Annotated in this window: 11 protein-coding genes and 1 riboswitch; of the genes, 10 read left to right on the top strand and 1 reads right to left on the bottom strand. The window is 72.3% G+C overall.

Annotated features, from left to right (window positions below):
- The first annotated feature begins 1 nt into the window (after position 1).
- From OIM89_RS05510 to OIM89_RS05495, 4 genes are all read left to right on the top strand, one after another.
- Complete coding sequence (locus OIM89_RS05510) at positions 2–952, top strand: carbohydrate ABC transporter permease (protein WP_047469249.1); 951 nt, start codon at positions 2–4, stop codon at positions 950–952.
- A gap of 10 nt (positions 953–962) precedes the next feature.
- On the top strand, positions 963–1,838 hold the full coding sequence (locus OIM89_RS05505; RefSeq protein WP_264491041.1) for a carbohydrate ABC transporter permease: 876 nt from the start codon (positions 963–965) through the stop codon (positions 1,836–1,838).
- A gap of 36 nt (positions 1,839–1,874) precedes the next feature.
- Positions 1,875–3,470 (top strand): glycoside hydrolase family 13 protein, encoded by a 1,596-nt coding sequence (locus OIM89_RS05500; RefSeq protein ID WP_264491040.1) that lies wholly within the window; start codon positions 1,875–1,877, stop codon positions 3,468–3,470.
- 112 nt (positions 3,471–3,582) lie between these two features.
- The gene (locus tag OIM89_RS05495) at positions 3,583–4,701 is read left to right on the top strand and encodes a CobW family GTP-binding protein (RefSeq protein ID WP_264491039.1); all 1,119 of its coding nucleotides are present in this window, start codon (positions 3,583–3,585) and stop codon (positions 4,699–4,701) included.
- 81 nt (positions 4,702–4,782) lie between these two features.
- Here the strand turns inward: OIM89_RS05495 and OIM89_RS05490 are convergent, their stop codons facing one another.
- Positions 4,783–7,230, bottom strand: a complete 2,448-nt coding sequence (locus OIM89_RS05490) for a DNA topoisomerase (ATP-hydrolyzing) subunit A (protein WP_030698200.1) — start codon at positions 7,228–7,230, stop codon at positions 4,783–4,785.
- Positions 7,231–7,426: 196 nt separating this feature from the next.
- Here OIM89_RS05490 and OIM89_RS05485 point away from each other — a divergent pair, with 196 nt between their 5' ends.
- From OIM89_RS05485 to OIM89_RS05460, 6 genes are all read left to right on the top strand, one after another.
- Positions 7,427–8,791 carry a M16 family metallopeptidase gene (locus tag OIM89_RS05485; protein ID WP_047469255.1) on the top strand — a complete coding sequence of 455 codons (1,365 nt, stop codon included), beginning with the start codon at positions 7,427–7,429 and terminating at the stop codon, positions 8,789–8,791.
- 16 nt (positions 8,792–8,807) lie between these two features.
- Positions 8,808–10,175 carry a M16 family metallopeptidase gene (locus OIM89_RS05480; protein WP_030698198.1) on the top strand — a complete coding sequence of 456 codons (1,368 nt, stop codon included), beginning with the start codon at positions 8,808–8,810 and terminating at the stop codon, positions 10,173–10,175.
- A 245-nt stretch (positions 10,176–10,420) separates the two neighbouring features.
- Positions 10,421–10,574: riboswitch (cyclic di-AMP (ydaO/yuaA leader) on the top strand.
- A 13-nt stretch (positions 10,575–10,587) separates the two neighbouring features.
- Positions 10,588–11,361 (top strand): M23 family metallopeptidase, encoded by a 774-nt coding sequence (locus OIM89_RS05475; protein WP_030698197.1) that lies wholly within the window; start codon positions 10,588–10,590, stop codon positions 11,359–11,361.
- A 249-nt stretch (positions 11,362–11,610) separates the two neighbouring features.
- Positions 11,611–12,297 (top strand): GntR family transcriptional regulator, encoded by a 687-nt coding sequence (locus OIM89_RS05470; protein ID WP_175457720.1) that lies wholly within the window; start codon positions 11,611–11,613, stop codon positions 12,295–12,297.
- A gap of 198 nt (positions 12,298–12,495) precedes the next feature.
- Positions 12,496–12,909: an SUKH-4 family immunity protein gene (locus tag OIM89_RS05465; protein WP_254874646.1), complete on the top strand. Its 414-nt coding sequence runs from the start codon at positions 12,496–12,498 to the stop codon at positions 12,907–12,909.
- Positions 12,827–13,054, top strand: a complete 228-nt coding sequence (locus OIM89_RS05460; protein ID WP_308250466.1) for a hypothetical protein — start codon at positions 12,827–12,829, stop codon at positions 13,052–13,054. The genes OIM89_RS05465 and OIM89_RS05460 overlap by 83 nt, the downstream gene beginning before the upstream one ends.
- Positions 13,055–14,309: the final 1,255 nt, after the last annotated feature.

Below are 14,309 nucleotides of genomic sequence, written 5' to 3'. Positions count from 1 at the left end.
GATGTCCGCCCCCACACTCACCCGGCGCCCGGCCGCCTCCGAGCACGGCGCACTCGGGGCGAGGGAGCCCCGCCAAGGCGCCTTCGTCCGGGCGGTGCGCCGCAACCTCACCGCGCACGCCTTCCTCATCGGCGCCGTCCTGTGTTTCGGGTTCTTCTCCTGGTACCCGATGGTCCGCGAGGTGATCCTCGCCTTCCAGAAGACCGAGAACGGCGTCGTCTCCTGGGCCGGCTGGTCCAACTTCGTCTACGTCTTCAACGACCCGGACTTCGCCCTCGCCTGGCGCAACACCGCCCTGTTCACCCTCCTCGCGCTGCTCCTCGGCTTCGTCGTCCCCTTCGTCGTCGCCCTGGTCCTCAACGAGTTCCGGCACGCCCGCGGCTACCTGCGGTTGCTGGTCTACCTGCCGGTGATGCTCCCGCCGGTCGCCTCGGTGCTGCTCTTCAAGTACTTCTACGACCCGGGCCACGGCCTCTTCAACCGGCTCCTGGAGCTGTTCGGCCTCCCCGCCCAGCAGTGGCTCCAGTCCTCCGACACCGCGATGCTCTCCCTGGTCATCGCCTCCACCTGGATGAACATGGGCGGCGCCTGCCTGATCTACCTGGCCGCCCTCCAGACCATCCCCGGCGAGCTGTACGAGGCCGCCGAACTGGACGGGGCGGGCCTGCTGCGGAAGATCTGGCACGTCACCGTCCCGCAGACCCGGCTGATCCTCTCGCTGCTCTTCCTCATGCAGATCATCGCCACCATGCAGGTCTTCACCGAGCCGTTCCTGCTCACCGGCGGCGCAGGCCCCGAGGGCTCCACCACCACCGTCGTCCACCTCATCTACCAGTACGCGTTCAACTTCAGCAACTACGGCGCCGCGGCCGCCCTCGGCCTCGTCCTGCTGGTCGTGCTGGCCGGCTTCTCGGCGGCGTACGTCCGCCTCAACCGTGCCGAACAGGAGTAGGGCAGCCACCATGACGACCCGCACCCTGATCTCCCCGGCCCGGCTCTCGCGCCCGCGCGGCCGCCTCCTCTACTGGACCGTGCTGTTCCTGGTCGTGGCCGTCTTCACGCTCGTCTTCATCGGGCCCCTGTACTGGATGGTGACCAGCGGACTCAAGGACACCGAGGAGTTCGCGCGCATCCCGCCGACCCTCGTCCCCGACGCCGTCCACCCCGGCAACTACGGCGAGGCCTGGCAGGTGATGGAGGTCTCCCAGCTCCTCCTCAACACCCTCTACTACGCGTTCGGCGCCCTCGCCTTCCAGCTCGTCCTGGACGTCGCCGCCGCCTACTCGCTCTCCAAGCTGCGGCCCGTCCTCGGCAAGGCGATCCTCGGGGCGATGCTCGCCACCCTGATGATCCCGGCGACCGTCCTGGTCGTGCCGCAGTACCTGACCGTGCTCGACCTGCCCGTCTTCGAACGCAACCTGCTCAACACGCCGTGGGTGATCTGGCTGCCCTCGGTCACCAACGCCTTCAACATCTTCCTGCTGAAGCGCTTCTTCGACTCCATCCCCCGCGAACTCCTCGACGCCGCCGCCATCGACGGCGCGAGCCCGATGCGGGCCCTGCGCTCGGTGGTGCTGCCGATCTCGCGGCCCATCCTCGGCGTGGTCTCCATCTTCGCCGTGGTCGGCGTCTGGAAGGACTTCCTCTGGCCGATGCTGACCCTGCCCGACCCCGGCAAGCAGACCCTCAACGTCGGCATCTACTCCCTGGCCAGCGGCGTCCCCGAGAACTGGCTGCTCGCCGCTCTCGCCATGGCCTCGCTGCCCACGCTGATCCTCTTCCTGATCTTCCAGCGCAACATCATGAGCGGGCTCACCGCCGGCGGCCTCAAGGGCTGAACCCTGCCCGGCCCCCCACGCACGAAAGGAACCCCCGTGCCGGACTCGGACTGGTGGCGCTCGGCCGTCATCTACCAGGTGTACGTACGCAGTTTCGCCGACGCCGACGGCGACGGCACCGGAGACCTCGCCGGTGTCCGCGCCAAGCTGCCCTACCTCGCCCAACTCGGCGTCGACGCCCTCTGGTTCAACCCCTGGTACGCCTCCCCGATGGCCGACGGCGGCTACGACGTCGCCGACTACCGGTCCATCCACCCCTCCTTCGGCACACTCGCCGAGGCCGAGAAGCTCATCGCGGAGGCCGCCGGGCACGGCATCCGCACCATCGTCGACATCGTGCCCAACCACGTCTCCGAGGCCCACCAGTGGTTCCGGGCCGCCCTCGCCGAAGGCCCGGGCGGCCCCTCCCGGGAACTCTTCCACTTCCGCCCCGGCCGCGGGGAGCACGGTGAACTCGCTCCCAACGACTGGCAGTCCGAGTTCGGCGGCCCCGCCTGGACCCGGCTCCCCGACGGCGAGTGGTACCTGCACCTCTTCGCCCCCGAACAGCCCGACCTCAACTGGGCCCACCCGGCCGTCCGCACCGAGCACGAGGAGATCCTGCGCTTCTGGTTCGAGCGGGGCGTCGCCGGCGTCCGCATCGACTCCGCCGCCCTGCCCGCCAAGAACCCGGCCCTGCCCGACTTCACCCCGGGCCAGGACCCGCACCCCTACCTGGACCGGGACGAGCTGCACGACGTCTACCGCTCCTGGCGGGCCGTCGCCGACCGGTACGGGGCCGTCTTCGTCGGGGAGGTCTGGCTCCCGGACAGCGAACGGTTCGCCCGCTACCTGCGGCCCGGCGAACTCCACACCGCCTTCAACTTCGCCTTCCTCAGCTGCCCCTGGGAGCCGGAGCGGCTGCGCGCCGCCATCCGCGACACCCTCGCCGAACACGCCCCCGTCGGCGCCCCCGCCACCTGGGTGCTCTGCAACCACGACATCACCCGCACCGTCACCCGCTACGGCCGCGCCGAGACCGGCTTCGACTTCGCCGCCAAACGGTTCGGCACCCCCACCGACGCCGCCCTCGGCACCCGCCGCGCCCGCGCCGCGGCCCTGCTCTCCCTCGCCCTGCCCGGCGCCACGTACCTCTACCAGGGCGAGGAACTGGGCCTGCCCGAGGCCGAGATCCCGCGCGAGCACATCGAGGACCCGATGCACGCCCGCTCCGGCGGCGTCGACCCCGGCCGCGACGGCTGCCGGGTCCCGCTGCCCTGGACCGCCGACGCCCCGCACGCCGGGTTCTCCACCGGCGCGCCCTGGCTGCCGCAGCCCCCCGGCTGGGCTGCCCACGCCGCCGACCTCCAGGACGGCGACCCCGCCTCCATGCTCACCCTCTACCGCACCGCCCTCGCCCTGCGGCGCGCCACCCCCGGCCTCGGCGACGGCCCCCTGGAATGGCTGGAGAGCCCCGAGGAGGTCCTGGCCTTCCGCCGCCCCGGCGGGGTCCTCTGCCTGGTCAACCTGGGCACCGACCCCGTACCCGTGCCGGAGGGCACCGAGCTGCTGCTGGCCAGCGGACCGCTCGGCGCCGACGGGGCGCTCCTCTCCGACACCGCCGTCTGGCTGCGCGAGCCGGCGGCCGCCTGACCGGCCGGGCCCGGTGGCCTGTGGGGGCGCCGGGCCCGGACCGTACCCGCCGTATCCTGGGACGCCCGTCCGGAGCGGGCGGGCGCAGCGGCACGGTGGAAAGGACCCCTCGGTGGGCAGGCAGCAGATCCCGGTCGTCGTCCTCGCCGGCTTCCTCGGCTCGGGCAAGACCACGCTCCTCAACCAGCTGCTCTGGCGCAGCCGGGGCACCCGGATCGGCGCCGTCGTCAACGACTTCGGCGCCATCGAGATCGACGCCATGACCGTCGCCGGCCAGGTCGGCTCCACCGTCTCCCTGGGCAACGGCTGCCTCTGCTGCGCCGTCGACGTCGCCGAACTCGACACCTACCTGGAGCGGCTCACCCGCCCCGAGGCCGGACTCGACGTCATCGTCATCGAGGCCAGCGGCCTGGCCGAACCGGTCGAACTGGTCCGCATGATCCTCGCCAGCGAGAACCCGCACATCCGCTACGGCGGCCTCGTCGAGGTGGTCGACGCCGCCGAGTACGAGGCGACCCGCCAACGCCACCCCGAGCTCGACCGGCACCTCGCCGCCGCCGACCTCGTCGTCCTCAACAAGACCGACCGTGTCGCCCCCGCCGAACTGGCAAAACTGCTCGCCGTCGTCCGCGCCCGCGCCGGGGACGGCGCCGTCACCCCCGCCACCTACGGCCGCATCGACCCGGAACTCCTCTTCGACCGCCGCCCGCAGACCGAACGCTACGGCCAGCTCTCCTTCGACGACGCCCGTGAGGAGGACGAGCCCGAAAGCGGCTGTGACGACCACGACGACCACGCCGGGCACCTGCACGCCGCCTACGACAGCGCCTCGTTCACCACCGGCACCCCGCTCCACCCGCGCCGGCTCATGGACCTCCTCGACGCCCGGCCCGAAGGGCTCTACCGCATCAAGGGGTTCGTCGACTTCGGCCCGCTCGACCCCGGCCACGTCTACACCCTGCACGCCGTCGGCCGCTTCCTGCGGTTCGCCCCGCGCCCCTGGGAGCCCGGCGAGGAACGCCGCACCCAGCTCGTCCTGATCGGTGCGGGCATCGACCCCGACGCGCTCACCGCGCAGCTGGAGGGCTGCCGCGACGAGGCGCGGGAGGCCGAGGAGCGGCACCTGTGGAGCGTGCTGCGCTTCGTCCGCGCCGAGGAGGACACCGCCGACCCGGACGACCCGGACGCGCTGCGCGCCGCGGCGCCGGGGACGGAACAGCCCGTGGCCTGACGCCACCCGCAAAGCCCACCGCCCCGGCGCGTCACGCGCCGGGGCGGCTCTGTCAGGGCCTACGGCCCCGGGAAGCGGGCGTCAACCGACCGGACCGGCCGCCGCCGCGACCGGTTTGGGCAGCGACAGGCCCGAGCCGTCGCGGCGCGGGTCCAGCTCCGGCAGCGGGGCGGGGGAGCCGTCGCGCTGGGCCGCGTGGGCCGGCGCCGGGCCCGCCCAGGCGAAGCTCAGGCAGTCCTCGCCCTTCAGGAACCGCTGACAGCGCACCCCGCCGGTGGCCCGGCCCTTGCGCGGGTACTGGTCGAAGGGGGTCACCTTCGCCGTGGTCTGCACCGAGTCGTCCAGCGTTCCGCGCGAGCCGGCCACCGTGAACACCACCGCGTCCACCGCCGGGTCGACCGCGGTGAACGACACCACCCGGGCCCCCTCGCTCAGCTTCACCCCCGCCATGCCGCCGGCCGGCCGGCCCTGCGGGCGGACCACCGAGGCGGGGAAGCGCAGCAGATGCGCCTCGTCGGTGATGAAGACCAGGTCCTCCTCGCCGGTGCGCAGCTCCGTCGCGCCGACGATCCGGTCCCCGTCCCTGAGCGTGATGACCTCCAACTCCTCCTTGTGCGAGGGGTAGTCGGGCACCACGCGCTTCACCACGCCCTGCGCCGTGCCGAGCGCCAGCCCCGGCGAGGACTCGTCCAGCGTGGTCAGGCAGACCAGCCGCTCGTCCGCCTCCAGGGTGAGGAACTCCGCCACCGGCGCCCCGCCCGACAGGCTCGGCGCCGTGTCCGTCCCCGGCAGCTGCGGCAGGTCGATCACCTGGAGCCGCAGCAGCCGCCCGGCCGAGGTGACCGCGCCGACCTCGCCGCGCGCCGTCGCCGCCACCGCCGAGACGATGAGGTCGTGCTTGACCCGCTTCGGCGCCTCGGCCAGCGGGGTGGCGTCGGCGGTCCTGGCCAGCAGCCCCGTCGAGGAGAGCAGCACCCGGCAGGGCGTGTCCTCCACCTGGAGCGGCACCGCGGCCGCCGCGCCGGAGGACTCCAGCAGCACCGTACGCCGGTCCGTGCCGTACTTCTTCGCGACCGCCGCCAGCTCCGAGGAGACCAGCTTGCGCAGCTCGGCGTCGGAGTCGAGGATGCGCGACAGCTCCTCGATCTCGGCGGTGAGCCGGTCGCGCTCGGACTCCAGCTCGATCCGGTCGAAGCGGGTGAGGCGGCGCAGCGGGGTGTCCAGGATGTACTGCGTCTGGATGTCGCTCAGCGAGAACCGCTCCATGAGGCGCTCGCGGGCCTCCGCGCTGTTCTCGCTGTCCCGGATGATCCGGATGACCTCGTCGATGTCGACGAGCGCCACCAGCAGGCCCTCGACCAGGTGCAGCCGGTCGCGCTTCTTGCCGCGCCGGAACTCGCTGCGGCGGCGGACCACGGTGAACCGGTGGTCCAGGTAGACCTCCAGCAGCTCCTTGAGGCCGAGCGTGAGCGGCTGGCCGTCGACCAGGGCGACGTTGTTGATGCCGAAGGACTCCTCCATCGGCGTCAGCTTGTAGAGCTGCTCCAGCACCGCCTCGGGCACGAAACCGTTCTTGATCTCGATGACCAGCCGCAGGCCGTGCTCGCGGTCGGTGAGGTCCTTGACGTCGGCGATGCCCTGGAGCTTCTTCGCGCCGACCAGGTCCTTGATCTTGGAGATGACCTTCTCCGGGCCGACGCTGAACGGCAGCTCGGTGACGACCAGCCCCTTGCGGCGCGCGGTGACGTTCTCCACCGCGACCGTCGCACGGATCTTGAACGTGCCGCGCCCGGTGGCGTACGCGTCCCGCACCCCGCCGAGCCCGACGATCCGCCCGCCCGTCGGCAGGTCGGGACCGGGCACGAACCGCATCAGGGTCTCCAGGTCGGCGCCCGGGTGCTTGATGAGGTGGCGGGCGGCCGCGACGACCTCGCCGAGGTTGTGCGGGGGCATGTTGGTGGCCATGCCGACCGCGATCCCGGAGGCGCCGTTGACCAGCAGGTTCGGGAAGGCGGCGGGGAGCGCCACCGGCTCCTGCTCCTGGCCGTCGTAGTTGGGCGAGAAGTCGACGGTGTTCTCGTCGATCGACTCGGTCATCAGGGAGGTGGCGTCGGCCATCCGGCACTCGGTGTACCGCATCGCGGCCGGCGGGTCGTCGTTGCCCAGCGAACCGAAGTTGCCGTGGCCGTCGACGAGCGGCAGCCGCATGGAGAACGGCTGCGCCATGCGCACCAGCGCGTCGTAGATCGAGGCGTCGCCGTGCGGGTGGAGCTTGCCCATCACCTCGCCGACCACCCGGGCGCACTTCACATAGCCGCGGTCGCGGCGCAGCCCCATCTCGTTCATCTGGTAGACGATCCGCCGGTGCACCGGCTTCATGCCGTCCCGCGCGTCCGGAAGGGCACGCGAGTAGATCACCGAGTAGGCGTACTCCAGGAAGGAGCCCTGCATCTCGTCGACAACGTCGATGTCGAGGATGCGCTCCTCGAAGTCGTCCGGTGGCGGGGTCTTCGTGCTGCGGCGGGCCATCGCTGCTGCGGCTCCTTCACCAACAAGGTCGGGACATGACGCCGACCATTGTGGACCGCGCCGCGGACAACCCCGACCGCACCCCGTCCTTCGTGTGCCGTCCGGCGGGAACTTCGCCCCCTGTCGGCACGGTTGCATAGAGTGACAGGCGGAGAGGACTTCTCCAGAATTCGCGAGCGAAGGGACGTACCTGCCCATGGGTGACACGGCCACAGCGCGGGCCGCCTCCGGCGGCCTGACAGCGACCGAGCACCGCCTGGCCAACGGCTTGCGCGTGGTGCTCTCCGAGGACCACCTGACCCCGGTCGCCGCGGTCTGCCTCTGGTACGACGTCGGCTCGCGCCACGAGGTGAAGGGCCGCACCGGCCTCGCCCACCTCTTCGAGCACCTGATGTTCCAGGGTTCCGCCCAGGTGAAGGGGAACGGCCACTTCGAACTGGTCCAGGGCGCCGGCGGCTCGCTCAACGGCACCACCAGCTTCGAGCGGACCAACTACTTCGAGACCATGCCCGCCCACCAGCTGGAGCTCGCCCTCTGGCTGGAGGCCGACCGCATGGGCACCCTCCTGACGGCCCTGGACGAGGAGTCGATGGAGAACCAGCGCGACGTCGTCAAGAACGAACGCCGCCAGCGCTACGACAACGTGCCCTACGGCACCGCCTTCGAGAAGCTCACCGCCCTCGCCTACCCGGAGGGCCACCCCTACCACCACACGCCGATCGGTTCGATGGCCGACCTCGACGCGGCGACGCTGGAGGACGCCCGGGAGTTCTTCCGCACGTACTACGCGCCGAACAACGCCGTGCTCTCCGTCGTCGGCGACATCGACCCCGAGCAGACGCTCGCCTGGATCGAGAAGTACTTCGGCTCCATCCCCGGCCACGAGGGCAAGCGCCCGCCGCGCGACGGCTCGCTGCCCGACACCATCGGCAGCGAGCTGCGCGAGGTGGTCCGCGAGGAGGTGCCCGCGCGCGCCCTGATGGCCGCCTACCGCCTCCCCGAGGACGGCACCCGCGCCGCCGACGCCGCCGACGTGGCGCTCACCGTCCTCGGCGGCGGCGAGTCCTCCCGGCTCTACAACCGCCTGGTCCGCCGCGACCGTTCGGCCGTCGCCGCCGGCTTCGGCCTGCTGCGCCTCGCCGGTGCGCCCTCGCTCGGCTGGCTGGACGTCAAGGCCTCGGGGGACGTCGAGATCCCCGCCATCGAGACCGCCGTCGACGAGGAGCTGGCCCGCTTCGCCGCCGAGGGCCCGACCGCCGAGGAGATGGAGCGCGCCCAGGCCCAGCTGGAGCGCGAATGGCTGGACCGGCTCGGCACGGTGGCCGGCCGCGCCGACGAACTCTGCCGGTACGCCGTCCTCTTCGGTGACCCCCAGCTCGCCCTGAGCGCCGTCGGCCGCGTCCTGGACGTCACCGCAGACGAGGTCCGCCAGGCCGCCGCCGAGCGCCTGCGCCCCGACAACCGCGCGGTCCTCGTCTACGAGCCGCTCACCGCCGAGGAAGCCGACCCCGCCGACCAGACCGACACCCCGACCGGCGAGGAGGCCGCAGCCAGTGAGTGACGTCATCACCCCCGCCATGGATCTCCACCCGCAGCCGGCCGGGGGAGCGCCCCGCCCGTGGGCCTTCCCCGCCCCCGAGCGCACCACGCTGGACAACGGCCTGACGGTGCTGACCTGCCACCGCCCCGGCCAGCAGGTCGTCGCCGTCGAGGTGCTGCTCGACAGCCCGCTCGACACCGAGCCCGAGGGCCTCGACGGCCTGGCCACGATCATGGCCCGGGCCTTCAGCGAGGGCACCGACCGGGACAGCGCCGAGGAGTTCGCCGCCGAGCTGGAGCGTTGCGGCGCCACCCTCGACGCCTTCGCCGACCACCCCGGCGTCCGGCTCTCCCTGGAGGTCCCGGTCTCCCGGCTGGAGAAGGCGCTCGGGCTGCTCGCCGACGCGCTGCGCGCCCCCGCCTTCGCCGAGGCCGAGATCGAGCGGCTGGTCCGCAACCGCCTCGACGAGATCCCGCACGAGCAGGCCAACCCGGCCCGCCGCGCCGCCAAGGAGCTGTCCCGTCAGCTCTTCCCGGCCGACGCGCGCGTCTCCCGGCCCCGCCAGGGCACCGAGGAGACCGTCGAGCGGATCGACGCGGCCGCCGTCCGCGCCTTCTACGAGCGGCACGTCCGCCCGGCCACCGCCACCGCCGTCATCGTCGGCGACCTGGAGGGCACCGACCTCGCAGCCCTGCTCGCCGGCAGCCTCGGCGCCTGGCAGGGCGACGCCGGCAAGCCCAACCCGGTGCCGCCGGTCACCGCCGACGACACCGGCCGCGTCGTCATCGTCGACCGTCCCGGCGCCGTCCAGACCCAGCTGCTCATCGGCCGCGTCGGCCCCGACCGGCACGACCGGGTCTGGCCCGCCCAGGTCCTCGGCACGTACAGCCTCGGCGGCACCCTGACCTCCCGTCTGGACCGCGTCCTGCGCGAGGAGAAGGGGTACACCTACGGCGTGCGGGCCTTCGCCCAGGTGCTCCGCTCCACCCCCGAGGGGACCGGCGCGGCGATGCTCGCCATCAGCGGCTCCGTCGACACCGAGTCCACCGGCCCGGCCCTCGACGACCTCTGGAAGGTGCTGCGCACCCTCGCCGCCGAGGGGCTGACCGACGCCGAGCTGGACACCGCCGTCCAGAACCTCGTCGGCGTGGCACCGCTCAAGTACGAGACGGCCGCCGCCGTCGCCTCCACCCTCGCCGACCAGGTCGAGCAGCACCTGCCGGACGACTTCCAGGCGCGGCTGTACCGCATGATGGCCGAGACCGGCGCCACCGAGGCGACCGCCGCCGTGGTCAGTGCCTTCCCGGCCGACCGGCTGGTCACCGTCCTGGTCGGCGACGCCTCCCGGATCGCCGAGCCGGTGCGCGCGCTCGGCATCGGCGAGGTCAGCGTGGTCACCGGCTGACGCGGCGTCAGCAGGGCCGGGCCGGCACCGGTCCGGCCCGGCGACGGAACCCCGGAGACCCTGAGCGGTATCCGGGGTTCCGTCATGTCCACGCCTCTGCGCTCATGTCCGTTTCGCAGGAGTGACGCCCCGTCTGCCCTGTGGTGTGCGCTACAAAAGCGGCGTTCGGTTTGTAGCGCGACAGAACTGCCGATTAACGTCTCTGCGGCTGTCCGGCCGACGCACCCGCCACACCCGTGGCGAACGGGCAGTCATCGCCGAATCCCCGCAGGGCGCGAGCCCGGGGAACCGGGGACCCACCGTCCCAGGGGTGAATCGGGCGCCTCCCACGAGGGGCCCGTAGGAGACCTTCCTGCTCCGAACCCGTCAGCTAACCCGGTAGGCGAGAAGGAAGGAAAGGACCAGCCGCTCCATGGCGTTCACCCGTCCCACCGGGAAGCACCGGCGTCCCACCCGCCGGGCCACCCGCACCGGGGCCGGCCTGGCCGGCGTCGCCGCCCTCACCACCACCGGCGTGGTGTCCACCCTGGCCTCCCCGGCCGCGGCCGCCGAGGCCCCCGCGCACACCGGCTTCACCGAGGCCATCGTGATCGGCCACAGCCTCGCCGACCGGATCGACGACCAGGCAGCCGCCCAGCGCCTCGCCGCCGAGGACGCCGCCGCCGAACAGGCCGCCGTCGAGGCCGCCCGCCTCCAGGCCGCCGAGGCCAAGCGCAAGGCCGAGAAGAAGCGCGCCGAGAAGGTACGCGCCGCCCGCGCCGCCGAACGCGAGCGCCTCAACCGCTACGTCCTCCCCGTCGAGGGCTCCTACGTCTCTACCGGCTACCAGACCGGCGGCAGCCTCTGGTCCTCCGGCAGCCACTCCGGCGTCGACTTCCACGCCCCCGCCGGCAGCGCCGTCCGCGCCGTCGGCGCCGGCACCGTGGTCGAGACCGGCTGGGGCGGCGCCTACGGCAACGAGGTCGTCATCAAGATGCACGACGGCACCTACACCCAGTACGGCCACCTGGCCTCGGCCACCGTCTCGGTCGGCCAGACCGTCACCCCGGGCCAGCAGATCGCCGTCTCCGGCTCCACGGGCAACTCCACCGGCCCGCACCTGCACTTCGAGGCCCGCTCCGGCGCCGACTACGGCACCGACATGGACCCCGTCGCCTACCTGCGTGGCCACGGCGTCGACGTCTGACCGGCAAAGCCTGACCGGCAACGTCTGACCGCCCCTCACGGGCATCTCCCTCCCCGAAGGCCCCGGCCCCGGAACCCCCACCGGACCGGGGCCTTCGGCATACCCGGACGCCCCCGCCCTGCTATCGCTTTCCGGCCAAAAGATATCCATGAATTACCTGGCGCCGTCGGAAAATACTCCGTCCTGTCATAGAGTCGCGGAAGAGCACAGGACGACCGCGCTTTCGCGGGTCACGGGCGGAGGATGGGTATGGGTATTCCCGCGCAATCGGTATGCACCGCGATCAGGGAGGACATCGTCTCCGGTGTGCACGAGCGCGGCTCCCGCCTCACCGAGCAGCAGCTCGCCCGCCGCTACGGCGTCTCCCGCGTCCCCGTCCGCGAGGCGCTGCGCACCCTGGAGGCCGAGGGATTCGTCGTCACCCGCCGGCACGCCGGGGCCTGCGTCGCCGAGCCGACCGAGCAGGAGGCGGCCGACCTGCTGGAGATCCGCATGCTCCTGGAGCCCCTCGGCGCCGCCCGCGCCGCCCGCCGCCGCACCGAGGCCCACCTGAAGGTCCTGCGGGGCCTGGTCAGACTGGGCCAGGAACGCGCCAGGCTGGGTGAGGGCGAGGACCTGCGGTCGCTCGGCGCCTGGTTCCACGAGACCCTCGCCCAGGCCTCCGGCAGCCCCGGCCTCACCGCCCTGCTGATCCAGCTCCGCCAGAAGGTCACCTGGATGTACGCGGTCGACCCGCCCGCCGCACCCGCCGAGTCCTGGGCCGAGCACGGCGCCATCGTCGACGCCGTGGCCCGCGGCGACGCGGAACGAGCCCGCACCCTCACCGCCCAGCACGCCGAACGCGCGACAACGGCCCACCGCCTCCGCTTCGGCTCCCGGACCACCGGGGTGAGGACTTCGCAACATGCCGTCAACGTTCCGGGCGTCCGGAATTAACACGACCGCCGTATACAAAGGACAGCGAATTCCTGAATGCGCGTCTTCGACTGCTCCGGTCGGCAGGAATTCCCTCCCCGGGGTGCGTGATATCGGCGTGCGGGGCCACGGGGGGATTCGGTGTGCGCGAATTCCGTCGAGCTCCTCCGGCGGTCACCGAAATGGGGCGCGCCCCGCGCCCCGGGAAAGGGGCGGCATATGGCGACGTACGATCAGCCGGCCTCGTGGGCAGGTCCCGGGCGTGTCACGCGGCTCCGACGCGAGGACGTGGCCAGCTGGCGCCTCCCTGACGCCATGAAGGTACAACTCGTCGAGACGGGCATCCCGGTGGCTCCACGCCTCATCGAGCCCGAGACGAACAGCGCGAAGCCGACCCGTCCCTGCTCAGCTCCGGTGGCCCGCTCCGCCGCCTCACCGAGCAGGCGGACCCCGACGCCCCGGCCGAGCGGCCCTCGTTCGGTGTCGCACCGGAGACCGGCACGGTCCACTTCGTCCTGCCGGACGGAGAAGCGCCTTCGCCAACTCGGGGATCGGCCCGTGGCTGGACACCCTTCACCGCTACGGTACCCACGTCACCACCTCGGCGCTCCTCGGCGAGCCCGACGGCCCTGAGGAGTACCTCTCCCCGGCCGAGGAAGAGCAGGCACTCGCGGAACTGGGCCGACTGTCCAAGGTTCTGAGAGAGACCGACCCGGCAGCCTTCGCCGGTTACGAGGGATACCTCTGGTCGGAACTCCTGGACCGCCCGCTCTTCTGATCGCGTCGTGGCTGGCTGCGACTCGTACGTTCGGGGGCGGGGCACCGGTCGTCCCTTCTCTGCCCTGAGGTCGTCTCGGCGCGGAGAGGAGCACGAACAAGGCCCAAGCTCACAAGGCCGGTGCCCCTGGACGCCGCGTGAGCTTTGCCAGGGCCGTGCTTCGAGTCGCCTTGTGCTCGCGGTGACTTGGCTGCGACGGAAACACACTGCCCCGGCAAGCTTTGTCCTGGCCGGTACGAGGGAGTGGGTGGGGGTGTGCTCGGCTGGCGGCGGCCCTTGAGCTGTCTGCGTGTCCTTCTCGGCTCCGTCGCGGGGCTGGCTGGGCAGCTCACCCGTGCGGAGACGGGGCACGGAGTCCCTTGTCGAGGCCGCGATCCTGGTCCCTCCCCGCACCCAGGGGAAGCACGGTCCGGCCGTAGCGCCGGGGCGGGGCCCCGCGCCTGCTGCCTGCCGATGACAGGGATGGGGACGGGTGGGGTGCTTTGCCACGAGAGCCGGCCGATTGGGGACGGAGGCGGGCAGCGGAGGCTAGGCTGGCCGACATGGCGAAGTTGGCGCGATACGGCAACTCTCCAACGTAAACATGCAGGTCAGGGAGACTGCTCCCCGCACGGGCGGGGGTGGACCCGTCGATGCGGTCGCCGAGTTCCTTGGCCGCCACTGCTTCCCGCACGGGTGGGGATGGGCCCATCACCGCGCGCTCGGCAAGCGGGCCATGCCCGGCCCCCCCCCGCAGATGCAGGGCTGGTCCTCACGGATTCCAGCGCCCAGGCTGCGAAGAGCTCGCCTGCATCCGCCATTGAGCCCGCGCAGAGCCGTAGTAGCCCTGAACGTGGCTCCGCCATGAGGCGGAGCCACGACCTCGACCGAGCTGGGGCCTCCACCGGGTGAGGAAGGGCGGACTGGGCGCCACTGGCGAGGACTTCTGCGAAACGGGTCGCGGGCCCTTCACTGCGCAGCGCCCCTGCTCGCCGCCGAGACGGGAAGGGCACACGAGGGGGCACCCGTTGACAAGGACCACGTCGGACGAGCTGTCACGACAGACGAGCTGTCGAGCCTGTCACTGGACCCCCGCTCGCCCCGGTCAGAAGCGCGTGGCCGCCCGCCTGTCTCGCCGCCCGCATCTCCGGCGAGCGGCCACGCAGCGCCGGTAAATCGCTCTGCCGCCTGCTTGCGGCAGCCAGCGCATCCGGAAGCTCCCCCCGCCCGGACCTGCCAAGCCGGGAGCATGACCCCGAGGCGAGGCAACGCGAGG

Source organism: Streptomyces sp. BI87, assembly GCF_025957665.1.
GTDB classification, from domain to species: Bacteria; Actinomycetota; Actinomycetes; order Streptomycetales; family Streptomycetaceae; genus Streptomyces; species Streptomyces albidoflavus.
This window is presented reverse-complemented; position numbering and strand designations above follow the sequence as displayed.

Excerpts from the sequence above, each read along its gene's own strand:
- OIM89_RS05510 (WP_047469249.1), top strand. The coding sequence starts at position 2 with ATGTCCGCCCCCACACTCACCCGGCGCCCGGCCGCCTCCGAGCACGGC.
- OIM89_RS05505 (WP_264491041.1), top strand. The coding sequence starts at position 963 with ATGACGACCCGCACCCTGATCTCCCCGGCCCGGCTCTCGCGCCCGCGC.
- OIM89_RS05490 (WP_030698200.1), bottom strand. The coding sequence starts at position 7,230 with ATGGCCCGCCGCAGCACGAAGACCCCGCCACCGGACGACTTCGAGGAG.
- OIM89_RS05485 (WP_047469255.1), top strand. The coding sequence starts at position 7,427 with ATGGGTGACACGGCCACAGCGCGGGCCGCCTCCGGCGGCCTGACAGCG.
- OIM89_RS05480 (WP_030698198.1), top strand. The coding sequence starts at position 8,808 with ATGGATCTCCACCCGCAGCCGGCCGGGGGAGCGCCCCGCCCGTGGGCC.
- OIM89_RS05475 (WP_030698197.1), top strand. The coding sequence starts at position 10,588 with ATGGCGTTCACCCGTCCCACCGGGAAGCACCGGCGTCCCACCCGCCGG.
- OIM89_RS05470 (WP_175457720.1), top strand. The coding sequence starts at position 11,611 with ATGGGTATTCCCGCGCAATCGGTATGCACCGCGATCAGGGAGGACATC.
- OIM89_RS05465 (WP_254874646.1), top strand. The coding sequence starts at position 12,496 with ATGGCGACGTACGATCAGCCGGCCTCGTGGGCAGGTCCCGGGCGTGTC.